Genomic DNA, 22,736 nt, shown 5'->3' on the forward strand with positions numbered 1-22,736 from the left:
AGAACCCATGATCAACCCCCACCTGCTCGATGAGCTGAGCCAGCGCGGCCTTGTGGCCCAGAATTCCGATCCGGCGGCCCTGGCCTCCCACCTCGCCACGCCGCGTACCGTCTATTGCGGGTTCGATCCCACCGCTGGCAGTCTGCATATCGGTCATCTGGTGCCACTGCTGATGCTGCGCCGCTTCCAGCTGGCGGGCCACACCCCGGTGGCACTGGTGGGCGGGGCCACCGGCCTTATCGGCGATCCCAGCTTCAAGGCGACCGAGCGCAGCCTCAACAGTGCCGACACGGTGCAAGGTTGGGTCGCCAGCCTGTCGGCCCAAATCAGGGCGCTGCTGCCCGCCGACGACGGCCTGTCTGCCCCGCAACTGGTCAACAATGGCGACTGGATGGGGCAGATGTCCGCCCTCGATTTTCTGCGGGATATCGGCAAGCACTTCTCGGTCAACGCCATGCTGGCGCGGGAGTCGGTGCGCCAGCGACTGGCCCGTCCGGATCAGGGCATCTCGTTCACCGAGTTCTCTTACGCCCTGCTGCAATCCTACGACTTTGCAGTGTTGCACCAGCGGCTCGGCTGCACCCTGCAGATTGGCGGCAACGACCAGTGGGGCAACATCATCAGTGGCATGGATCTCACTCGCCGCCTCCATCAGGCGCAGGTGCATGGCATGACCCTGCCCCTCATCACCAAGGCAGACGGCACCAAGTTCGGCAAGACCGAGGGTGGCGCGGTCTGGCTCGATCCGGCGCTCACCTCCCCTTACGCCTTCTACCAGTTCTGGCTCGGCACCGCAGATGAGGATGTCTACCGCTTCCTGCGCTACTACAGCTTTAGGTCGCTGACCGAGATTGCCGAACTGGAAACGGAAGATGCCGAGCGGCACGGGCGTAAACAGGCGCAACAGGTATTGGCGAACGAGCTGACCGAACTGGTGCACGGCAAAGGGGCGCTTGCAGCGGCGCGGCGCATCAGCGAGCTGCTGTTCAGCGGCGATGTGGCCCGCCTTGGTGAGAGCGATCTGGCCCAGCTGGCGCAGGATGGCATGCCGAGCAGCACCGTCAGTGGCGAGATCGATCTGGTGACCCTGCTAGTGGAGAGTGGTCTGGCCAACTCGAAGCGCATCGCCCGCGAGCTGCTGGCGGCGGGTGCTATCAGCCTAAACGGCGAGATCCGGCAGGATGAGCAACTGACTACCGCTGATCGGCTGTTTGACCGCTACCTGCTGCTGCGTCGGGGCAAAAAGCAGTACCGGTTGGTGACGTGGCAATAAGCCGCAACTGGCCAGCGAGCTGGGTCTCTGGCTCGCGGAGCAGAATCGGCAGAGGTCCAAGAGCAGAATGAGAAGGGGGCCCGTCATGGGCCCCCTTGCTGCTGCGCTTATTGCGGCTTGTTGGCTCCCGGCAGCGGCTGCCAGGTGACGCGGGTCACCTGAGTGCCCTGCACCTCGCACTTGAGGCTCAGCTCCTGCCAACCCTTCTCCTGGCGCAAAGAAACATCACCCGCGATCCCCTGCTCACCAATCTTCAGCTTCTCCTGCTCGAAGATCACCTTGTCGCCACCAGCCAGCTCCATCAGCTTGCTGTTGCAGAGCCAGTGGGCGAGATCCGCCCCCTTGAGCTTGACGCTACCCTTGGCCGCCTGCTGCTCGGCAGCGCCAGGAGCAAAGAGCTTGCTCAGCTCGGCGGCCCGCTTGGTGAGCCACTCCTGACGCTGCTGCATGCTCATCTTGCTGACGAACTCGGCTGGCTGACCCTTTTCGTCCAGCCACCGGGTCAGCTTGCCACTGTCGTCAAAGGCGAACTGGGCAGCGGGCTCTTTCACCCCGAACAGCTTGCCCCCCTTGAAGTAGTAGCGGCTCTCTCCCTCCAGTTTGCCCAGTTCGTTCATGATGGGCACGGCGATGATGACGGGGGCGCCATCGACCCAGGCCTTAATGTCAACGCCGTCGTGGCTGAAGAGACGGGTATCGAGAGCACTGGCGGCCCCCTTTTCCATCAGGGAGAACTGTTCGGCGAGCGTTGCTGCCACGGAAGGCTGGGAGCAGAGCCCCAGTCCCAAGCCGAGGCTCAGGGCGATCACGGTATTGCGCATATGTGTCCTGTGTTGGCCGAAAGGCCAGAGTTAACTCTCTATCAACCAGGCTCGCAGCCCCTCCCGGTGAGCCTCGCTCAGGGGGAGGGATTGCCGTGCCCGATAGTCAAAATGGATCAGGGTCGTCTCGCCGGTGACGGCCAGCTCCCCCTGCTGCCAGGCTTCCTGCCAGATGGTGAAGGAGCTGCTGCCAATGCGACGCACGCAGGTCTTGATAGTGACCGGCTGGCCGTAGAACAGCTCCCGTTTGAACTGCACCGTGTAGCCCGCGATGATCAGGTGCCAGTTGTGCACATCCAGCTCGGGCGAAAAGATCCGGAACAGGGGATCCCGCGCCGACTCGAACCAGACCGCCGGTACCGTGTTGTTGATGTGACCGAGGGCATCTGTCTCCTGAAAGCGGGGTTGAATCTGCATTTCCAGCATGGCTGGTGACTCCTTGTCGTGAAACCGCGCTCAGGCTAACGCGCCCGGCATCAGGACTCAAGCTCCCCGCCATCGCTCTGTGCCGGACTAACCAGTTCGGGCCGCAGCCAGGCGCTGCGAAAATCGAACCAGCCGAGCGCCGTCATCCGCACCCCGTGCACGCCGGTGCGGCTCTCCAACTCCAGCCAGTGGTGAAACAGCGGCATAAACCAGCCCTGTTGCTGCGCACTTGCCAGCAGGGCGCGCGGCCCCGGATCCTCGCCGCAGGCACGCCACTGCGTCAGTCCCTGCCACAGTTCATACTGACTGGCCCACACCTTGCGCAGCAGCGGGGTGCCCTGCAACCAGGCGTAAGGGGCAAAAGGTCCCTCATGCTCAAGGTTGAGGGTGCCGAGCCAAAGATCCACATCCTCATCCTCGCCGCTCACCCAGCGGCCGTAATCGAGGGTACGCACCTCCAGCTCAATTCCCTGCGACCCTAGCAGGCTGCTCATGGCGTTGGCACACTCGTTGAACTCCAGATGCTGGTTGAAGCAGGCGAGCACCAGTCTCCTCGGCAACTGCGCCGGTGTGGGCAATGGCGCGGGCAGCGCTTCGCGCCAGTGGGGGAGCAGGCCGAGGGCGCTGGTCCAGCCCCGTTGCAACTCGGGGGCGACCCGCCCCATCAGGGCCACCGGATTGAGCAACTGGCCAAGCCACTGCCGCAGGGCGGGATCCTGCAAGGATCCGGAACGATCATCCTGCAGCAGGAAATAGCAGCCCGACTCCAGCTCCGACTCGCCACGCATGGTGCCCAGCTCCGGGCTGTCGCGCCCCAGCTGCAGGTGGGTCTCCAGTCGCTCCGCCAGCTCAGGCAACATCCAGATGTCGATCTCGTCGAGCAGAGCCCGTAGGCCGAAGTAGTCATCGAATGCCGCAAGACAAAGATGCAGCGGATCGTTGGCTGCGACCCGGTAGGGGCCGGTACCGACCGGTTGCAGGGCAAAGCCCGCCTCTTCCTTGAGCTCCCGCGGCAAGATGGTCGCCACCGGTTCGGCCAGCAGGTGGGGCAACCAGGGATCCGGACTGTCGAGATAGAGATCCAGCGTGCGCGGCCAGGGGCTCTCCAGCCGATCCAGATGGGAAAACAGCGGACGATCCCGCAGGGCCAGCAGGCTCTCCATCACATCCTCCACCACCAGCTCGCGGCCGTGGTGGAAACGGACCGCCGGACGCAGATAGAAGCGCCAGTGGCAGGGGCCCAGACACTCCCAATGGTGGGCGAGATCCCCTTCGATTTCCCCATTTTCCTCATTTCGCCGGGTCAGGCCGTTGAAGATCTGGCGACTCAGGTGGATTTCGGAGCGGCGCATCGGGCCAGTGGGCAGCAGCTGTGGCAGCGGCCGATAGTAGGGCACCCGCAGGATCTGGCGCCCCTCGCGGGTGGCCTGACCGAGCTGCTCGATCAGCAGCGGGGTGAGCAGATCGAGGCGATCTTCCGCCAGCCGCACCGCCTGCGCCAGCTGGCCCTGACTGAGCAGATCCCGCAAGCGGCGCCGAGTCAGGCTCTCCTGACTGTCGAGCAGAGTGAGCCGGGAGCGCCGCCCCCGCCCCGCTTCCGCTGTCCAGTTGAGCCAGCCCTGATCCTGCATCCGCCGCAGCAGCAGACGGGCGTTGCGCGGGGTGCAGCAGAGCAGATCCGCCACCTCGGCGAGACTGATCTCCCGCTCATCGCTGCCAAGCAGCTGGGCGAGTCGTTGAAATTGCTGGTAGAGGCGACCGGTCGGCATAAAAGAGGAAATCCTGTTGCTGTAAGTCATCAGTTTTTACTTCCTCATTTTAGCTCAATACTGCTGGCGAACGTGAGAACCACCGCAGAGGAGTACCATCATGAGCCACGCCAACCCCCGCAAACCGAACCGGATCCAGCAGACCTTGCGCCGTTACTTCAAGCGGATCCTGCAACGCCCGCTGCCACTTATCGAAGATCCCATGAGCCAGCTCAACCGCCTGATGCAGTGGGATATGAACCAGATCGACGACAAGGAGTATCGCCGTCGCCTCTAAGTGCGACAGACCTGCCCGCCATCGGGACACGCATCCCCTGCGGGCGACATTGCTTTGCCGGATCTTGCTGTTTACATCGGCCACGGGCCTGATAGATTGGACGTCTATCCATCTATAACTGCCATAAGCAACATCCAACAAGGAGTGTGTGATGAAAGATGCGACCCTGGCCCTGCACCACGGCTTTACCAACGACCCCACCACCAAAGCCGTTGCCGTACCCATCTACCAGACGGTGGCCTACGAGTTCGAGAGCGCCCAGCACGGGGCGGATCTCTTCAATCTGGCGGTGCCGGGCAATATCTACACCCGCATCATGAACCCCACCAACGATGTGCTGGAGCAGCGGATGGCCGCGCTGGAAGGGGGGATCGCCGCACTGGTGGTCTCGGCAGGTTCTGCCGCCATCACCTATGCCATTCAGGCGCTGACCGCAGCCGGTGACAACATCGTCTCCACACCTCAGCTCTATGGCGGCACCTACACCTTGTTCGCCCACATGCTGCCGAGTTTCGGCGTTGAGGTGCGCTTCGCCAAGGATGACAGCGCCGAAGCCATCGCCGCCCTTATCGACGACAAGACCAAGGCGGTCTACTGCGAGAGCATCGGCAACCCGGCGGGCAACATCGTCGATCTGGCCGCGCTGGCCAAGGCAGCCCATGCCCGCGGCGTGCCGCTCATCGTCGACAACACGGTCGCCACCCCGGTGCTCTGCAAACCCATCGAGCACGGCGCTGACATCGTCGTCCACAGCCTCACCAAATATGTCGGCGGCCACGGCAACTCGCTGGGTGGCGTCATCGTCGACTCGGGCAAGTTCCCCTGGGCGGATCATGCCGAGCGTTTCCCGCAACTGACCAAACCCGAGCCCTCCTACCACGGGGTGGTCTACACCGAGGCCTTTGGCCCGGCCGCCTTTATCGGTCGGGTACGCACCGTGCCGCTGCGCAATACCGGCGCGGCGCTGGCGCCGATGAACGCCTTCCTGCTGCTGCAGGGGCTGGAGACCCTGAGCCTGCGCATGGAGCGCCACGTCGACAACGCCCTGCGGGTCGCCAACCACCTCAAGCATCACCCCAAGGTGGCCTGGGTCAGCTACGCCGGTCTGCCGGGGCACCCGCACTACCTGCTGGCGGAGAAGTACATGGCCGGTCGCCCCTCGGCCATCCTCTCGTTCGGCCTGAAGGAGGGTTATGAAGCAGGCGTGCGCTTCTACGATGCGCTGAAGATCTTCAAGCGACTGGTCAACATCGGCGACGCCAAGTCGCTGGCCTGCCACCCCGCCTCCACCACCCATCGCCAGTTGAGCGAAGAAGAGCAGGCCAAGGCAGGCGTGAAACCGGAGATGATCCGGCTGTCGGTCGGGATCGAGGCGATCGAGGACATACTGGCGGACCTGGATCAGGCGCTGGAGGCATAAGTCAATCAACGAGGGAGCGGGCATCAGCCCGCTCTTTTTTAGCTACCGGTGAACCGCCCCCCTCGCCCGCTCGTACACCCCATCCTGCCACCGAATCGAGGTCGTTATGATAGTCCTGCACCACCTGAACAAATCCCGCTCCCAACGCATCATCTGGCTGCTCGAAGAGCTGGGCCAGCCCTATGAGATCAAGGCGTATCAGCGCGATGCCACCACCTTTCTGGCACCGCCCAAGCTCAAGGCTATTCACCCCCTCGGCAAGTCGCCGGTCATCGAGCTGGAAGGCCGGGTGCTGGCGGAGTCGGGCGCCATCACCGAGTATCTGATCGCCCGCTACGCCGCCGAGCGGCTGGCTCCGACACCAGATAGCCCGGAGTATCCCGAATACCTGCAGTGGCTCCACTTCGCCGAGAGCTCCGGCATCCTGCCGCTGCTGCTCGACATGTTCGTGCGCAAGGACGGCAGCCCGATGCGCTTCCTGCCGGACTACGCCAAGGCCGAGTGTGCCAAGGTGTTGGGCTACCTCAACGAGGTATTGGCAACCCGCCACTATCTGGTGGGGGATCGCCTCTCCGGCGCCGACATCATGAACTCCTTCCTGGTGGATATGCTGGCGCAGAGCGGCCAGCTGGCCCACTTCCCGCACCTGCAATCCTATTGGGAACGCCTCAATACCCATCCGGCCCGCCTGAAGGCCGTAGAGCTGGAGCGCGAGCTGGATCAACGCACCTGACCGAACCACCACCATGCAAAACGCCCCGACAGTCGGGGCGTTTTTGTTATGCAGACAAAGCGCTGTTTACTTGGTCACTGGCACCTTGTCCCTACGCGCCTTCCACCACCAGCGCAGCCGGATCTGGGAGATCAGCATCCCCGCCAGCATCAGCGAACAGCCCGCCACCGTCTGCTCGTCCAGCGTTTCACCCAGCAGCAATACGCCCCCGACGGCGGCGAATACCGTCTCCAGACTGAGGATAATGGCGGCATGGGCCGGATGGGCACCGCGCTGCCCCAGCACCTGCAGGGTGTAGCCAACCCCCACCGAAACCAACCCGGCGTAAAGCAACGCCTGCCAACCGGCTACGGCACCGCTCACTGTCGGCGTCTCGATGATGAACGCGGTGACAAGGCTGAGCAGACCGCAGACCACGAACTGCACGCAAGCCAGCTTGATGGGGGCCACCCGGTTGGAGTAGTGATCCACCAGCAGCAGATGGATCGCCCAGAACAGCGCGCCGATCACCTGCAGCAGATCGCCAAAACCGATGGAGAAGTCGTCGGTCACACTCAGCACATAGAGACCGGCCAGCGCGATAAGGGCGCCAATCCAGGTGTTGGTACCGGTCTTATGGCGCAACAACAGCCCCAGTACAGGCACCAGAATGATGTAGAGCCCGGTGATGAAACCCGCCTTGGCGGCCGTGGTATAGAGCAGCCCGACCTGTTGCAGGGAGGCGGCACAGAACAGCACCAGCCCGGCCAGCACACCACCGGTCAGCAGTTGGCGATGATCGCCCGTGACAGCAACAGGTTGTCGGGATTTGAGCCACCAGAGCAGCGGCAGCAGAGAGATGGCACCGAGCAGAAAGCGCAGGCCATTAAAGGTATATGGCCCCATGTGATCCATCCCGAGACGCTGGGCGACAAAGCCCATGCCCCAGATGGTGGCAGCCATCAGCAACATCAGATTGGAACGCATGGCGATTCATCCTTAAATCGGCACGTGAGGGGTTATCTTGTCCAAGATACCCGTCTCACCACCCTCTTGTCTTCACAGCGACGGATGTTTTACCAGCAGAGCAAAGAGGGCAAGCAGCAACAAATTGCCACGCAGGATCCAGATCACCCGGAATTGCTGCTGAATGGAGATCATCGGCGCCCGCCCCAACCGCAGGGAGCGACGCCAGCGGTAGAAGAGGCGACTGGGATAATCGAGGGTGCAACCCATCAGTAGAAAGAGTCCGATCTTGAGACCATGGGCAGGGTGGGACAAGAGGAGGGCGACGCTTCCGGCATGCTCGACAGCCAGCAGGCAACCGGTGACAAATATGCAAAAAAGGGCCAACGCAGAGACCCCGTCCACCAGCAACAAACGCCTGACCCGAACCAGCGTCAGGCCGTGGCGAAAAATCATATACTCAACACAGAGAGCCAGGATCAGCACACCTGTGGCACCGTAGTGAGCCATGAAGAGCATGGACTGATTCAGCATCTGAATATTCTCATTTTCTGCCTTTAGACGAGCAGGTCAGCATCATATATGCTGGTGTCACCCGAGCTGAAAAGGATTTATTCATGTCCCCCGGCAAGCCCAAGAACACTTGGTCTTTGATCACCCGCATGCGGCTGGGCCTCCTCCTGCTCTTTATCCCCGTATTGCTGCTCGGTAGCATCTACTACCTGCATATGGAACGCACTCTGCGCCACGAGCAGGAACAGAATCTGGTGGCTCGCAATACCCAGTATCTGCACACCCTGCTCGAACCCTATCTTGAGACGCTCAAGCGCCAGTTTACGCTCATTTATCAGCAGGTAAATTATCAGGACTTTAGCGGCCAGCAAATCCGCAACAGTGAGCACTACCTGCAGGCATGGCAGGCCTACCACAAGGTGATGGAGCTCGATTACGTCTATGTCGGCACCGAGCAGCGCCAGATGCTGATCCACCCCTCCTGGCAGGCAGACGACAAGTTTGACCCCAGAACTCGCCCCTGGTATCTGCTGGCATCCAGCCATCCCGGCCAAATCGTCTTTACCGACCCCTACTACGACTACACCCTCGGCACTCTGACCATGGCCGTCGCCAAGGTGATCCTCAACCCCGAGGGCAAGCGGGTTGGCGTGCTCTCACTGGATACCCAGCTCACCCCGCTCGCCAGCTGGCTCAACAACAAACGCGGTGCGGATTATCATGACGGGCGGGGTTACCAGATGCTGGTCAACCACGAAGGTCTGGTGCTGGCCCACCCGGACCGCACCCGCGTCTTCAAACCGCTGGCCGACCCCACATGGCTGGCACGGATGAAGGGCGATCAGGGCTTCTTCCTCGATGAGGCAAGCGGCCAGATGGTCGCCTACAACCGCATTCCCGAGCAGCGCTGGATCCTGCTCAGCATCGAGCCAACCGCCAGCATGCAGCAGGTGATCGACAGCGTCTCGATCAACGTGCAACTGATGATCGGGCTCGCCTGCATTCTCTATCTGCTGTTAGCCCTGCTCTGGGCACGCTACTTCCGCCGCATGCTGGGGGAGATTACCTTGCTGATCCGCGCCAGCCGCTCCGGCGGTATCGCCTATCACGGTAGCCGGATGCGGGAGCTGGCCAAGGTCTATGAAGAGATGGATGCCGCCACCCAGGACTTTGCCCAGATCCGGCTGCAAGCCAATCAGGACAAGCTCACCGGCCTCTACAACCGCCGTTTCTTCGACGAGTGCCTGCAAAAGCAGATCAACAGTGGTACCCCGTTCGGAGTGGTGATGTTCGATCTGGATGACTTCAAGCGGGTCAATGACTCCTATGGTCACCAGGCGGGAGATGTGGTGCTCAAGCGGGTGAGCAAGCTGGGCATGCAACTGTTTGACCAGTGGGGCTGGTTCTGTCGCTACGGTGGCGAAGAGCTGGTGCTGGTCTTCCGGCTGGAAACGCAAATGAGCGAGATTGCCTCCCTGCTGGAAACGTTCCGGCTCGCGGTCGAAAAGCTTGAGTGGCGCGAACCCGGTCTCACCGTCACCATCAGCGGCGGGGTGGCCTTCAGTCACTCCGGACTCTCGGCCAAGGCGCTGGTGGAGCTGGCTGACAGCGGAGTTTACCAAGCCAAGCGGGAAGGGAAAAACCGCATCTGCTTCCCCCAGAGCCGTGTCAGCGACCTGATGGACGAAGACCCCCCTCCTCACCTCGATCAGACTCGACGGCATGCCCATTAAGTGGAAGGGTGATGCCAGCGGAACACCAAAACAAAGAGAGAGGCCATCGCCTCTCTCTTGGTTTTTATCATTGCTCTTGCCGCGTTTAAGCCGGAGTGATCACGCAGTTCAGTGCTGCCACTCCCATACCGGCCAGCCCAGCTCCTCGGCCTGCTGGCGCAGCGCAGGGGCCGGATTGACCGCATAGGGATGGCTCACCGCCCGCAGCATGGGCAGATCGTTGTGAGAATCGCTGTAACCAAAACTCCCCTGCCAGAGCTGCTCCCGCCCGGCAAAGAGCTGGTTGATGCGGGCCACCTTGCCCTCGCGAAAACTGAGGGCGCCACAGGTCTGGCCGGTCAGCATCCCCTCCTCCTCATCAAGCAGGATGGCGACGCAGTGACCCATCCCCAGCATCTTCGCCATGGGGGCCACCAGATGTTCGCCGGAGGCGGAGATGAGCACCAGCTCGTCGCCGCGCTGACGGTGCCACTCGATACGTGCCAACCCCTCGGGGTAGATGCGCTCGCGCAGCACCTGCTCGGCAAAACGGCTACAGAGCGAGTCGAGCCACTGGCGCGTCTTGCCCGCCAGCGGTTGCAGGGTGAAGGCCATGTACTGGTGCATGTCCATCTTGCCCTGATGGTAGAGGGACATCATCCCCTGCTCCTCGGCGATCATGCCCGCCGGGGCCAGCTCCTCGGCCACCATGTACTCCAGCCAGAGGCTGGCGGAATCCCCCGCAATCAGGGTCTCGTCCAGATCAAACAGTGCCAGTGCCATGAGGGCTCCTTGCGGTAACAACGAAAATGATACGAGGCGTCATGCTACCTCACAGAGTTGATCCCGGGCCACCGCCAGGGTCACGGCACTACCGGTGGCCAGCAGAGCGCCAGCCGAGCGGTTGAGGCAATCCACCGTCAACAGCCCCGCCTCGCACTCCACCTGATAGCGGATCACGTTGCCGAGCAACTGTTGCTGACGAACGATGCCGGGCAGGCAGGGCTCGCTGCTGGTCGCCCCTGCGGGCAGCAGAGTGATGGACTCTGGTCGCAGCGCCAGCTTGCCCTGAAAACGGGGGCCGAACAGCGACTTGCCCTGCTCGGCGCCGAGCAGGTTGTAGTTACCGATAAAGCTCGCCACAAACTCGCTGGCGGGACGGGTATAGATCTCCTCCGGCGTGCCGCTCTGGACGATGGATCCCTTGTTCATCAGGAAGATCCGATCCGACATGGTGAGCGCCTCCTCTTGATCGTGAGTCACGAAGATGGTGGTGAGCTCAAGGCGCTGCTGGATCTCGCGGATCTGCTGGCGCAGGCTGCGGCGGATGCGGGCATCCAGCGCCGAGAGCGGCTCGTCCAGCAGCAGGATCCGCGGCTGTACCACCAGCGCCCGGGCCAGCGCGACCCGCTGGCGCTGACCGCCGGAGAGCTCCCCCGGATAGCGGCGCTCGAAGCCGGTCAGCTCCACCAGCTCCAGCGCCTCTTTCACGCTGGCTGCCAGCTCCCGCCCCGGCTGGGGCTTCATCTTGAGGCCGAAGGCGACGTTGTCCCACACCGTCATGTTGGGGAACAGCGCATAGCTCTGGAACACCATGCCGATGCCCCGCTTCTGGGGCTCCTGCCAGGTAATGTCCTCACCGGCCACCCGCACCTGCCCACCATCCACCGGAGTGAGCCCCGCCAGCGCCCGCAGCAGGGTGGATTTGCCGCAACCGGAGGGGCCGAGCAGGGTCACCAGCTCTCCCTTGCGGATGCCGAATTCGATCCCCTCGAACACTTTGGTGTCGCCGTAGGATTTGTGCAGTTGATTCACTTCTAGATGGAACATGTTGATTCACCGATGAAATCTGTTGGCCGCCCAGGTGAGCAGCAGGGTCAGCAGGAAGTAGCTCATCACCAGCGCACTGGTGAAGTGGCCCGAAGTGGCGCGCATGTTGTAGAGGTAGACCTGCAGGGTCTCGTAACGGGTGCCCACCAGCATGTTGGCAAACACGAACTCGCCGAGCAGGAAGGAGAGCGACAGAAACAGCGCCGCCAGCAGCCCCTTGCGCAGACAGGGGATCACCACCAGCAGGAAGGCGCGGGCGCTGCTCGCTCCCAGCAGGTGGGCGGCATCCATCAGATCCTTAAGCGGCACCCCTTGCAGGCTGTTGGCCAGCGCCCGGTACATAAAGGGGAGCACCACGGTGAACCAGGTGCCGATCAGGATCCACGGCGTGCCGATAATGGGCAGAACGCCGTCGGCATAGATCTGCAGCAGCCCGACTGAGGAGACCACCGGCGGCACCGCAAAGGGGAGAAGGATCAGCAGGTTCATCCAGGGATCCAGCTTGGGGAAGTAGTAGGCCACCACCAGCACGGTCGGCACCAACACCAGAGTCCCCAGCAGCAGGGTGGCGAAACAGACCAAGAGGCTGCGGCCAAACGCCGCCAGAAAGCGCGGGTCGCCCCACAGCTTGAGATACCAGTCGAGAGTGAAGCCGTCCGGCAGCAGGGTGGCTCCCCAGCGGGTGGAAATGGAGTAGAGAAAGGTAGCCAGCAGCGGTAGCAGCAGGGTGGCGACCAGCCCACCCAACACCCACTTGGGCCAGCGCGGCGTCAAATCATGCATGGGATTGCCCCTTGTTCACATAGCTCTTTTTAAGCAGCCACTGGTTGGCGGCCGTCACTACCCCCAGCAGCACCATCAGGATCACCGCCAGCGCCGCCGCCATATTGGGCTCGAGGAAGATATCGCCAGAGACCAGACTGGCCACCCGGATAGTCACCAGATTGAAGTTGCCTGTGGTGAGGGCGTAGGCAGAGGCGTAGGCCCCCACCGCGTTGGCAAACAGGATGATCAGAGTGCCGAGCAGTGCTGGCGTCAGCACCGGCAGCGCCACGTGCCACACGTACTGCCCCTTGCTCGCCCCCAGCAGCGCGGCCGCTTGCGGCCACTCATCCTGCAGCGCATCGAACGCCGGATAGAGCAGCAGCAGGGCGAGCGGGATCTGGAAGTAGGTGTAGATGAGGATAAGGCCGCTGCCCGAGTAGAGGTTGAAGCCGTCGATCAATCCCCAGGATTTCAGCAGCAGAGTCACTGCACCGTTGATGCCGAGAATGATGATGAAGGCGAATGCCAGCGGCACACCGCTGAAGTTGCCGGTCATGGTGACGAAGGCCAGCAGCACCCGCTTGACCCGCTCGCCGCTGTGACGTAGCGCCGCCGCCCCGAGAGTGCCGATGGCAAGCCCCGCCAGACTGGCGATACCGGCGATGCGCAATGAGTTGGCGAACGATTGCAGGTAGAAGGGGGAGCTCAAAATCTCCCGGTAGTAGTCGATGCCCCAGCCATCGGGGGTCTGGAAACTGCCCACCAGCACCCACACCATGGGGGCGAGCTGGAACAGGATCATCAGCAGGATAAACGGCAGCAGCACCAGCGCGGGCAGCCAGTGGCGGCGCACCTTCTGCTTGGTTGCCACGGGTTGATCCACCAGGATCTCGGTGGTTGCAGGCATCATCAGTGCACCTCGCGCATAAAGGCGGCCTTGAGCAGCGGTGGCGCTGCCGGCTTGTCGTGGGGAACCCCCAGCAGATCCGCCATCAGAGCGCAGAGCTGGGTCTGGGCGATAGCCACCCCATCCGGCCAGCGTTCGATGAAGGCATCGCCAAACAGCCAGAGTGGCACGGTGCGCTCTTCAGGCAGAGTGCCGCCGTGGCTCAGGTCGTTGTTCATGCCGTGATCCGAGGTGACCACCACCTGATACCCCTCTGCCAGCCACTGGGGCAGCAGATCGGCCAGCAGGCTGTCCATCCGGCGCGCCTGATTGCGGTACTGGCGGGAATCGAAGCCAAACTTGTGGCCCGCATCGTCCACTCCCATCGGGTGGATCAGCAGAAAATCGGGATCGTACTGGCTGCGCAGCCACTCGCCATCCATCAGCAGATGGCTGTCGGGGTAATTGTCATCCCAGTAGAAGCAGCCGTGCTGGATGGGCAGCTGCTCATCGTGAGTAAAGCGATCGCGGGCCGCCAGCCAGGGGCTGCGGTTGTAGAGTTCGCTCACCCAGTAGTAGGCCGCCGCTGCGGTGCGTTTACCTGCGGCGCGGGCCAGATGGAAGATGGAGTCATGCAGACTGAGACGGCTCACCCCGTTGTGGGTGATGCCGCTCGCCACCGGCGGCACGCCGGTCAGGATGCACTCGTAGAGAGGCCGGGAGAGGGATGGCAGGGCGCAGCTGAGGGTCGTATAGAGGCCACGCTCCGCCTCCACCATGCCTGCGAGGTAGCCCATTCCATGGGCTACCCCGGCAGAGAGGCCATCCACAAGTACCACTATCACCTTGTGTTGCACTGGCCGCTCCTTACTGCATGTAGATCATGACGTTCTCTTGCCACTGGCGCGGCAGGGCCTTGGAGCTCTGCTCCCAGGCGGCGTGATCCTGCACCGGCTTGGCCTTGGCATACTGCTCGGCCGGCAGCAGCTTGGCCTTCACGTCATCCGGCAGCGCAACGTTGCTGCGGATCGGGCGGGCATAGCCACGGGCCAGGTTGATCTGACCGGCATCGGAGAGGATGTATTCCCGCGCCAGCTTGGCGGCGTTGGGGTTCTTGGCCCACTTGTTGATGATGGTGGTGTAACCGGCGATGACGGAACCGTCGCTCGGGATCACCACCTCAAACTTCTTGGGGTCGATCTGGTCGCGGTAGTTGAGGGCGTTGAAGTCCCACAGCACACCGACTTCCACCTCGCCCTTCTCGATGTTGGCGATGGTCGGGTCATTCAGCGACAGGCGACCCTGCTGGGCCAGCTTGCCGAACAATTCCAGGGCGGGCTTGAGATTCTTCTCGCTGCCACCGGTGGCATAGGCTGCCGCCAGCACGCCGTTGTTGGCCTGTGAGGCAACGCCCACATCACCCAGCGTCACCTTGTAGTTGCCGCCCAGCAAGGATTGCCAGCTGGTGGGGGCAGCCTTGACCAGATCCTTGTTGATCAGGAAGGCGATGGTGCCGGTATAGGCCAGCATCCAGTGACCATCGGCGTCCTTGGCCCAGTTGGGAATGTCGGCCCAGGTGGAGGGCTTGTAGGGCTGGGTGACCCCCTGCTTGACCGCCACCGGGCCGAAGGCGCCGCCCACGTCGCCGATGTCGGCGGTGGCGTTGGCCTTCTCGGCGGCGAACTTGGCGATCTCCTGCGCCGAGCTCATGTCGGTATCCTGATGCTTGATGCCGTAGATGTTGCCCAGCTGCTGCCAGGTATCCTTCCAGTTGGCCCAGCTGTCGGGCATGCCGATACTGCTGAGCTGCCCTTCGCCGCGAGCGGCCTTCTCAAGATCTGCGATATTTTCGGCGGCATAGCTATTTGCCGCAAAAAACGGCTGGCTGATGGCTACCAGAGCCAGTGCACTTGCGATCACGCTTTTCATCATCCCATCCCTCTGGACTAGGTCAGTTAAGGTTCGAGAGGGATGCTAGAGGGGAAATATGACGGTCGCGGGGCGCTTTGATGGCAGTTTGATGACAATTTCCCTGTCATGTCGCTGTCATCCGCAGCGGTTAAAACTCTGAACCCAAGTGAAGCTGGACTACTCCAGCAAGGGCTGAACCAACAAGGGGTAGGCCAGCCAGCGCAGCCAAAATGAGCGACAGGGATACGAGCGTGATTGAACCGAGATTGAGCGAACGGGTAGCGGCAGATGGCCGCGCCTCCAAGTGTGAACAGATTTGCCAGACCCTGCGCCGCTATATCGGTAGCGGCCAGCTGGCGGCGGGGCAGCAGCTACCCGCCGAACGAGCCCTGAGCGAGCGATTCGCCACTACCCGCATCACCATCAAGGAGGCGCTTTCGAGCCTCGAAGCTGATGGCCTTGTCTACCGGGCCGAGCGCCGTGGCTGGTTCGTGGCACCGCCTCGCCTCACCTACGATCCCGCCATCCACACCCACTTCCACCAGTGGATCGGCGAGCAGCAACGCACCGCCGAAACCCGGGTACTGGCCCACGGCAGCGAGCTTGCCAGCAGCGAGCTCTGCCGCTGGATGGGGTTGGATCCTTTTACACCGCTGTATGAAATCCGCCGCCAGCGGCTGATCGACGGTCGCCCGGTGCTCCACGTCAGCCACCACCTGCTGGCGAGCCGCTTTCCCGATATCGCCAGCGCGCCGCTGGCCAGCTCCCTCACCGAGCTCTATCAGCAGCGCTATGGCATAGGCCAGGGTGGGGCGAGTCTCGAGATCACTCCCTCGGCAGCGCGCGGCGCCATCGCCCGCGCCCTCAATCTGGCAGAGGGAAGTGCCGTGCTGCGGCTGGTACGGGTCAACTATGACCAGCGGGGCGCTCTGGTGGATTGCGATATCGAACACTGGCGGCCGGATGCGATCCGTATCTGTCTCGATACCCGGGCGCTGCAACCGGCCTCAGGCAGGTCGCAGACCGTTCAACTCGCGGAATAAGTCAGACGCCAACACAGCAGATCCCGCAGGATCCGCCGGGATCAGTTGTCGATATTGGGGATCATGTCGTCGAAGCTCTGGTAGCCGCAATCGGCCAGTTGCAGCGACATGGTGTAGGTCTTGCGGTGCTCCTGCTGGCCGATGGCCGGGCGGTTGAGCTTGAGCTCCTGATGCCAGTACTCCTTCATCCGCTCGATCAACCCCATCGCCTCGCTCTCGTTGAGATGGAGCTGGCAGAGCGCCAGATAGTTGTTCGACTTGTGCATGTTCTCCACCAGATACTCCCCCAGCATCGACATTGCCTGGCGCGCCTGCTGGCGGGCGAAACGGCTGTGCTGTTCGAAGCTGATCCGCTCGCTGATGAGAAAGTGGTAACTGTTGTCGATGCCAAGCTGCAGGATGCCGAGTTTCTCCAGCTTGCGCAGATAGAGGTAGCAGGAGGCGTCGGTCAGGCTGTACTCCCGTTTCAGGTCAATTAACGTCTTGTCGCGCCAGAAGATATTGGCAAGAAAGGCGTAGAGGCCGGGCTCCTTGTGAAACGCTTCGTCCTGTTCCCGAGTGAAAACGGCGCGCCGACTCTGGGCATCCTGAGTGCGCTCCAGCAGCTCCTCGAACGAGAGTCCCACCAGATGGCAGATCTCCAGCAGGGTATCGAACGGCAAGGAGGGCTTGTTCATCATCCGTTTGACGGTGGCGATGGAGACTCCCATTGCCTCTGCCAGGGTCTGATAGCGGATCCCCTTGTCGGTCAGGGTCTTCTTCAGGGTGTCGAGGATCTGGTTGGCCAGGGTCTGGCTATAACTCACGGGACTCATCCTTGTTGTTACATAGTGACGGCTTGCTGACGCCGCCACGGGTCGGCTCTATTTTTACCCACAAGGCTCAGATATTGACACCAAAAAAATAGGGGTATTCCATAAACGGCTTTTATGACGCTGAGGACTGACCAGTTCAATTGAGCAGTCTCACATTTTGACACCAGCCAGTGCATATCCTTGAACCGGAAAACATTTTGCTAGTGCCGCATAACACTTCACGCATAATCGAAGCGTGTCGAATTCAATACCCTTCCTGGTTGAGAACTCGATTGTTTGCTTCCAAAATTTTTATCTTTAAACCGCAAGGTTTTTTCTATTTTCCTGGCATTGAGCGGCGCTTGCAAAAGCCCCGCTCTTTTCTTTTTCCCGCATCCGGCACATCCGGCAACAGCGCCACACCGCAGCAACTTGCTCCCATTACCCATACATCACAGCCATAAAAAAGCGCCTGCCAATGGCAGACGCTCGCATGCCTCTTTCAACGATCAGATATAGCGGATCGCGGTCAGTACCATCACCACCGCCATACTCGCCATCATCGGCACAAAGGTGCGCTTCACCACATCCACCGGGCTCAGATTGGCAATCCCGGCCACCGTGATGATCACCCCGGCTACCGGCGAGATGGTGCGGCCAATGCCAGCGGCAAACAGGATCGGCACCAGCAGCAACAGCGGGTTGATATCGAACTGGCCGGAGACCAGCGGCACGATGGGAATAAACGCCATCACCGGGGCGTTGCCCGAGCCGGTGATAAAGGCGGTCAGCAGGATAAAGAGCGAGAAGACCAGCGACAGCCCGAGCGGGTTGAGCTCGAACGACTTGGCCAGATCGATCAGCTGGGTAATGGCACCGATGTTGGTGAGACCGGCGGAGAAGAACTCGGCCGCCAGCATCAGGGTCAGCACGCTGCCGAAGATCATCCCGGTACCGGTCAGCCAGGCCTCGAAGTTGGCGAACGCCTTGTTGAGGGAACGATAACGCAGCGCCTCGATAATGATGCAGAGGGTCATGGTGGACATCATGGCCACCGGAATGGTCATCTTGATGGCGCTGACAAACAGCTCGGAGAAACCGAACAGAAAGACGAACGGGATCACCGGCAGCAGGGCGTAATAGCCCGGGGTGTTCTCGTGTTTTGCCTCCAGCTCGTGCAGATACTTGCCCCGCTCGGCGGCCGCATCGTGCCCCTCTTTGCGGTCACAATAGCGTTGCCACATGATGTTGACGAACGGAATGGTCACCAGCAGCGCGATCTGGAACAGCAGCTGATGATTCACCACGAACGGCATCACCTCGATATTGATCGCCTTGGCGCCGATCACCGCATTGATCTGGCCGGGGCCAAACTCCCACGCAGTGGGGATGACGATGGTGGCTACCGCCGTCTTGGCACTGATCCCGGCGTTGCGCAGCAGCGGATAGAGGGTGCCCATCAACAACAGGGAGAGCGAGGTCGCCCCGGTGATAAAGACATAGAGGATGGAGACCAGCAGCAGGATGATCGCCAGCAGCAGGTAGGGGTTCTTCAGCGCCATGATGGGGCGCGATGTGGCTTTCACCAGTGCCGCCGAAGCACCAATCTGGTTGAGGTAGGTCGCCACCCCGGCGATCGCCACCAGGGTCAGACCGGTGGAGGCGAGGCGGGAGTTGGTCACCATGGCGAACTTCTCCCACAGATCGAAGAACCAGAAGCCCTGGCTATTCTCGGCTGGCAGGATCGGATTGATCCCCGCCCACTGGGCATACGCCAGCAGCACCAGACCCGCGGTCAGCAAGGTCGCCTGCGGATTGAACCGCTTGAGCATGGCGTAGGCGACCAGCCCCACTACCACCAGAATCAATATTGTCGACATATAAAACACCCCTGTTACAGCACGAATGACGGCCCAATCACACCTGTTGTTATTTCTGACAATTGGAATTTTGGAGGGTATCAGTGGTGTCTTGAAAATAGAATTGGCCGATGTGATCGCAGCCGCAATAATCAATAATTAAACAACTACCGCCAGGGCAAATAAATATCTCTATAGCACATTATTAATAATAAAAATGTGGTACTGCTCAAACTTGCCTGCCTGCTCATTTACCTCCCTGTAAACATAATAAATATTCCCCTTATCGCTATTTCCCCACACCGGTAGTCCATATGGACGATAAAGAACGCCCGAGCGGGTATCGGCCATGTCGGCCCTCTTGCTTGCCTCTCGGCCCCATCGACCAGATGAACAGAGTGCAGGAAAAGCCGCTAACAGATGGCCGCTCACCAGCAAAAAATGAGTAAAAATTGACAATATTCAGGCAAAAAATGCACTCAGCCAATAATTTTTGGCCTGCACAGGGGGATGCAATCGTTTACGATATCACAGCAACAGGTTTGCAATTGAGTTCGTTTACAACCGATTAAACAGCATTCAGTTTGTAATCAAACCGTCTGCCAGTTGTTACAAACAATTCCAGTAATATCAACCGCCTCTGACCGATCTACAGGTAAAACAGCGAAATCCTGGCATCTCCATTATTTGAGTTGTTTATAAATAACAGATCACCAAATTAATCAATAATCGAACCGTTATTGTCAATACAGACACTTACTGACCATAAATAGCCAACCTGAGACGACTTGTTATTGAAAAATGGCCTGATTATACTCGACCACCTAAATACAGGATTATCAGGTAATACTAATAACTTTCATGGATGAAAATGTTCAATCACACGCAGTTCACATATCAGGACAAACAATTCATGAACAAGTTTAACAGCGCAATTGCACTCTCCCTGCTCGGCCTGACCCTCAGCGGCGCCGCCAACGCAGAAGGCTGGTATGCCGGTCTGGACCTGGCCACCTCGACCATGGATCTGAAAGGCGAAGCCGAATGGGCTTACAACAACAAGATGATCGATGATCGCCTCGCTGGTGCCAGCCTGATCGCCGGTTATGACCTCAACTCCTGGTTGGCCATTGAAGGTGGTCTGCACTTCCAGCAAATGAAGCTGGAAACGACCTATGTTGGTGCCGTGACAGGCTCCCTCAACTCAACCATCGACGCCACCAGCGTCAGCATTGCCGCCAAGCTGAGCCAGCCACTGGCCTGGGGCTTGAGCGCCTATGCCAAACCGGGTCTGGCCTACACCAGCACCAAAGTTGAAGTCACCAGCAACGCCAACATCCTCGGCATCCCTGGCTGGAACATCAGCAGCTACAACAACGAAACCAAGGGTACTGTGCACCCCAATCTGGAAGTCGGTCTGGACTACGCCTTTAACGACCGCTTCTCTGCCAACTTCGGTTATGAGCGTCAATTCAACGCCATTACTCTGGGTGATGACCACTACTCACTCGATACCTTCAAGCTGGGCATGCGCTACCACTTCTAAAGCGCGTCGCTAGCTCGTCAGACACCATGCAAAAGGGCCGCAGGATCTCTCCTGCGGCCCTTTTTACTACCCGTTCCAGCTTAGCGGATGCAGTTCTTGCCCTGCAGCTTGGCCTGATAGAGCGCCCGATCGGCACGCACCATCAGGCTCTCCTTCTGCTCATCCTGCTGGTACTCGGCCAAACCCAAACTCATGGTTGCCGAGACATGAGGGCTAACAGGCTCACTCGCCATCAGAGCTTGAAACTTGCTCGCAACCAGCAGCGCATCAGCGTGGCTGGTATTGGGCAGCAGCACCATAAACTCGTCACCCCCCCAGCGGGCCAGCAGATCGATCTCGCGGATATGGCGGCGGATCCGCGCCACTATGTTAATCAGGGTCTGATCCCCCGCGTGATGGCCATAGCTGTCGTTGATCTGCTTGAAATTGTCCACATCCATGGCGATCACCGTAAACGGCTGATGGAAGCGGCGGGCCCGCTCGCACTCCAGCTGCAACGCCCGCTCCAGCCGATAACGGCTGGCGGCACCGGTCAGGGCGTCAGTCTCCGCCAACTCGCGGTTCTCAGCCACCTTCTGTTGCAACTCATCGTTGAGTCGTGCCAGCTCGGCGGTACGCTCGGCCACCAGCTGCTCCAGCGAATGGTTGCGCTGCTCCAGCTGCTCCTGCAGCAACCTGTTAGCCTGGATATTGCGGTGAGCCCCGATCATCCTGGCCACAGAACCATCGGGATTGCGCTCAATGATGCGGCCGCAATCCTCAATCCAGAGATAACTGCCATCGCGGGTACGGCAACGATACTCGGCGCGATATTCGTGGGTGCTGCCGCTCAGGCAGAGATCGAACTTCGCCATCACCGCCGCCAGATCGTCGGGGTGGATCACGCTCTCCCAGGTAAAGACGGTATTGCCGAGGGTATGAGGTTCGTAACCCAGCATCCAGTACCAGCCCGGGTTGCGATAGACGAAACCGGTATTGACATGCCAATCCCAGACGCCATCGCTGATCACCTCCAGAATGCCATGCACCACGGCTTCGTTGACATCCGAGATCCTGATCGTGTCACTGTCCTGCAGCATAGCGGTTTCCCTTGTTCTTCAATTTGTTGCCCCGCGCTAGGAGGGGGCCATGATCAATTCAGCGTGGGGCGCTAACTTGGCATATTGCAGCAAATTTGTCAGCCAGAACGCCACGGAACCACTGCTTTACCGGTTATCGACCGCTAACAGCATGGGCAAAATCAGGGTGTCAGTTAGTGTGGCCCAAGTGCGCCCCATTTACCGGATTTAAATCACGATTTAACCAATTGAGGATGGGATCACGGAGGCAATATTCGGGCTGCAACGGCAGAGATCAATCTGCCAATGCCAGTCGATAAAAATCCGTCTCTTGATGTTTCGGATTGGGACGCAGAAATGCCCAGCCACAGCGCCGGTAATGGTTCAGCGCCCGCACATTGGTGCGACTCACGGAGAGGATCGCCCATCTGCAGCCCGCATCCAGCAACTGCTGGCGGATATAGGCCTGCAACTGCGCAGCCAGCCCGCTGCCACGATATTCCGGGAACAGATAAATCAGCTGCACATAGCCAGTCTCGGGTTCATCGGAAAAGCTGCGAAATTCCAGCTGGCCCACCAGTTGTTCACCCGCCCAGACATGCAAATAATGCCATTGCGCTTGCCCCAGCCTGTCGCGGATCCGCTCCCGATAGCCGTCGAGAAAGTCGGCAAAACCATCATGGGTATGAAAGCTGCAAAAATAGGCATCCCTGCGCGCCTGCACACAGAGCTCATAATCCCGCTCCAGATCGATGGTATTAAATTCAAGTCGCAATTAATGACATCCTGTCGTGTGTGGATTGAATGTAGGGTGTAATAAGCGAAGCGCATTACACCTTTTGCCAGATAAATAGCAGCGGTGCAATTCACTTCGTTCTTTGCACCCTACCCGCCCTCACCCTGCCCTCTCCCTCAGGGAGAGGGGATAAAGCAGCATCGGGGATATGGCGTTGGTAATCGAGTGTATATCCACGGGGCCAAATCTCCCTTCTCCCCTTGCGGGAGAAGGGTTGGGGATGAGGGGAGGAAAAAAGAGATTACGCGAAGCCCAACATAGGAGATGTAAAAAATTCTTGTTAACACTAATTTTTCGTGACCCCATCATCAAATTTTCCTTCAGAAGATTTAATTTCAAACAGGTCCCTGTTATTATCT

General features: G+C 60.2%; 23 protein-coding genes. 7 read left to right on the forward strand and 16 right to left on the reverse strand.

What is annotated here, in order from left to right; translation table 11 throughout:
* Positions 1-7 precede the first annotated feature (7 nt).
* The gene (gene tyrS / locus ACE1BR_RS12160) at positions 8-1,273 is read left to right on the forward strand and encodes a tyrosine--tRNA ligase (RefSeq protein ID WP_374870588.1); all 1,266 of its coding nucleotides are present in this window, start codon (positions 8-10) and stop codon (positions 1,271-1,273) included.
* A gap of 107 nt (positions 1,274-1,380) precedes the next feature.
* On the opposite strand, the gene ACE1BR_RS12165 is transcribed toward tyrS, so the two are convergent.
* Genes ACE1BR_RS12165 through sgrR form a run of 3 tightly spaced genes read right to left on the reverse strand, consistent with a single transcriptional unit; the run spans position 1,381 to position 4,289 of the window.
* The gene (locus tag ACE1BR_RS12165) at positions 1,381-2,094 is read right to left on the reverse strand and encodes a hypothetical protein (RefSeq protein WP_374870590.1); all 714 of its coding nucleotides are present in this window, start codon (positions 2,092-2,094) and stop codon (positions 1,381-1,383) included.
* A gap of 30 nt (positions 2,095-2,124) precedes the next feature.
* Positions 2,125-2,520: an acyl-CoA thioesterase gene (locus ACE1BR_RS12170; RefSeq protein WP_374870592.1), complete on the reverse strand. Its 396-nt coding sequence runs from the start codon at positions 2,518-2,520 to the stop codon at positions 2,125-2,127.
* Positions 2,521-2,570: 50 nt separating this feature from the next.
* On the reverse strand, positions 2,571-4,289 hold the full coding sequence (sgrR, locus tag ACE1BR_RS12175) for an HTH-type transcriptional regulator SgrR (protein WP_374870594.1): 1,719 nt from the start codon (positions 4,287-4,289) through the stop codon (positions 2,571-2,573).
* A gap of 100 nt (positions 4,290-4,389) precedes the next feature.
* Between sgrR and ACE1BR_RS12180 the strand changes: the two genes are divergently transcribed.
* The 3 genes from ACE1BR_RS12180 to ACE1BR_RS12190 all read left to right on the forward strand — a co-directional run bounded on the left by ACE1BR_RS12180 (position 4,390) and on the right by ACE1BR_RS12190 (position 6,719).
* Positions 4,390-4,566: a hypothetical protein gene (locus ACE1BR_RS12180; protein WP_374870596.1), complete on the forward strand. Its 177-nt coding sequence runs from the start codon at positions 4,390-4,392 to the stop codon at positions 4,564-4,566.
* 151 nt (positions 4,567-4,717) lie between these two features.
* Positions 4,718-5,986, forward strand: a complete 1,269-nt coding sequence (locus ACE1BR_RS12185; protein WP_124241464.1) for an O-acetylhomoserine aminocarboxypropyltransferase/cysteine synthase family protein — start codon at positions 4,718-4,720, stop codon at positions 5,984-5,986.
* A 106-nt stretch (positions 5,987-6,092) separates the two neighbouring features.
* A complete protein-coding gene (locus ACE1BR_RS12190; protein WP_374870598.1) occupies positions 6,093-6,719 on the forward strand; it encodes a glutathione S-transferase family protein in 627 nt (208 codons plus the stop codon).
* A 66-nt stretch (positions 6,720-6,785) separates the two neighbouring features.
* Here the strand turns inward: ACE1BR_RS12190 and ACE1BR_RS12195 are convergent, their stop codons facing one another.
* Together ACE1BR_RS12195 and ACE1BR_RS12200 are read right to left on the reverse strand one after the other, a co-directional pair.
* On the reverse strand, positions 6,786-7,685 hold the full coding sequence (locus ACE1BR_RS12195; protein ID WP_374870600.1) for a DMT family transporter: 900 nt from the start codon (positions 7,683-7,685) through the stop codon (positions 6,786-6,788).
* 72 nt (positions 7,686-7,757) lie between these two features.
* Complete coding sequence (locus ACE1BR_RS12200; protein WP_374870602.1) at positions 7,758-8,198, reverse strand: DUF2214 family protein; 441 nt, start codon at positions 8,196-8,198, stop codon at positions 7,758-7,760.
* 83 nt (positions 8,199-8,281) lie between these two features.
* On the opposite strand from ACE1BR_RS12200, the gene ACE1BR_RS12205 reads away from it, so the two are divergent.
* Entirely contained in the window at positions 8,282-9,910 is a 1,629-nt protein-coding gene (locus tag ACE1BR_RS12205) for a diguanylate cyclase (RefSeq protein WP_374870604.1), read from the forward strand.
* Between the two features lie 108 nt (positions 9,911-10,018).
* On the opposite strand, the gene ACE1BR_RS12210 is transcribed toward ACE1BR_RS12205, so the two are convergent.
* Genes ACE1BR_RS12210 through ACE1BR_RS12235 form a run of 6 tightly spaced genes read right to left on the reverse strand, consistent with a single transcriptional unit; the run spans position 10,019 to position 15,299 of the window.
* Positions 10,019-10,672, reverse strand: coding sequence for an HAD family hydrolase (locus ACE1BR_RS12210; RefSeq protein WP_374870606.1), 654 nt, complete (start codon positions 10,670-10,672; stop codon positions 10,019-10,021).
* 39 nt (positions 10,673-10,711) lie between these two features.
* A complete protein-coding gene (locus ACE1BR_RS12215) occupies positions 10,712-11,719 on the reverse strand; it encodes an ABC transporter ATP-binding protein (protein WP_374870608.1) in 1,008 nt (335 codons plus the stop codon).
* Positions 11,720-11,725: 6 nt separating this feature from the next.
* The gene (locus ACE1BR_RS12220; protein WP_204382471.1) at positions 11,726-12,502 is read right to left on the reverse strand and encodes an ABC transporter permease; all 777 of its coding nucleotides are present in this window, start codon (positions 12,500-12,502) and stop codon (positions 11,726-11,728) included.
* Entirely contained in the window at positions 12,495-13,394 is a 900-nt protein-coding gene (locus ACE1BR_RS12225; RefSeq protein ID WP_374870610.1) for an ABC transporter permease, read from the reverse strand. Before ACE1BR_RS12225 ends, ACE1BR_RS12220 begins: the two co-directional genes overlap by 8 nt.
* A complete protein-coding gene (locus ACE1BR_RS12230; RefSeq protein ID WP_374870612.1) occupies positions 13,394-14,227 on the reverse strand; it encodes an alkaline phosphatase family protein in 834 nt (277 codons plus the stop codon). The genes ACE1BR_RS12225 and ACE1BR_RS12230 overlap by 1 nt, the downstream gene beginning before the upstream one ends.
* Before the next feature lie 10 nt (positions 14,228-14,237).
* A complete protein-coding gene (locus tag ACE1BR_RS12235) occupies positions 14,238-15,299 on the reverse strand; it encodes an ABC transporter substrate-binding protein (RefSeq protein WP_374870614.1) in 1,062 nt (353 codons plus the stop codon).
* A gap of 212 nt (positions 15,300-15,511) precedes the next feature.
* Between ACE1BR_RS12235 and ACE1BR_RS12240 the strand changes: the two genes are divergently transcribed.
* Positions 15,512-16,324: a UTRA domain-containing protein gene (locus ACE1BR_RS12240; RefSeq protein ID WP_374870616.1), complete on the forward strand. Its 813-nt coding sequence runs from the start codon at positions 15,512-15,514 to the stop codon at positions 16,322-16,324.
* Between the two features lie 41 nt (positions 16,325-16,365).
* On the opposite strand, the gene ACE1BR_RS12245 is transcribed toward ACE1BR_RS12240, so the two are convergent.
* The 3 genes from ACE1BR_RS12245 to ACE1BR_RS12255 form a co-directional block, all read right to left on the reverse strand.
* On the reverse strand, positions 16,366-17,130 hold the full coding sequence (locus tag ACE1BR_RS12245) for a helix-turn-helix domain-containing protein (protein ID WP_374870618.1): 765 nt from the start codon (positions 17,128-17,130) through the stop codon (positions 16,366-16,368).
* A 497-nt stretch (positions 17,131-17,627) separates the two neighbouring features.
* On the reverse strand, positions 17,628-18,998 hold the full coding sequence (dcuC, locus tag ACE1BR_RS12250; protein WP_374870620.1) for a C4-dicarboxylate transporter DcuC: 1,371 nt from the start codon (positions 18,996-18,998) through the stop codon (positions 17,628-17,630).
* Positions 18,999-19,169: 171 nt separating this feature from the next.
* Entirely contained in the window at positions 19,170-19,328 is a 159-nt protein-coding gene (locus ACE1BR_RS12255; RefSeq protein ID WP_374870622.1) for a hypothetical protein, read from the reverse strand.
* Positions 19,329-19,890: 562 nt separating this feature from the next.
* On the opposite strand from ACE1BR_RS12255, the gene ACE1BR_RS12260 reads away from it, so the two are divergent.
* Positions 19,891-20,523 carry an outer membrane protein gene (locus tag ACE1BR_RS12260; RefSeq protein WP_374870624.1) on the forward strand — a complete coding sequence of 211 codons (633 nt, stop codon included), beginning with the start codon at positions 19,891-19,893 and terminating at the stop codon, positions 20,521-20,523.
* An 80-nt stretch (positions 20,524-20,603) separates the two neighbouring features.
* Here the strand turns inward: ACE1BR_RS12260 and ACE1BR_RS12265 are convergent, their stop codons facing one another.
* Positions 20,604-21,602 (reverse strand): diguanylate cyclase, encoded by a 999-nt coding sequence (locus ACE1BR_RS12265; protein WP_374870626.1) that lies wholly within the window; start codon positions 21,600-21,602, stop codon positions 20,604-20,606.
* A gap of 274 nt (positions 21,603-21,876) precedes the next feature.
* Positions 21,877-22,356 carry a GNAT family N-acetyltransferase gene (locus ACE1BR_RS12270; protein WP_374870628.1) on the reverse strand — a complete coding sequence of 160 codons (480 nt, stop codon included), beginning with the start codon at positions 22,354-22,356 and terminating at the stop codon, positions 21,877-21,879.
* Positions 22,357-22,736: the final 380 nt, after the last annotated feature.

The organism is Aeromonas sp. MdU4, assembly GCF_041929505.1.
Taxonomy (GTDB): domain Bacteria; phylum Pseudomonadota; class Gammaproteobacteria; order Enterobacterales; family Aeromonadaceae; genus Aeromonas.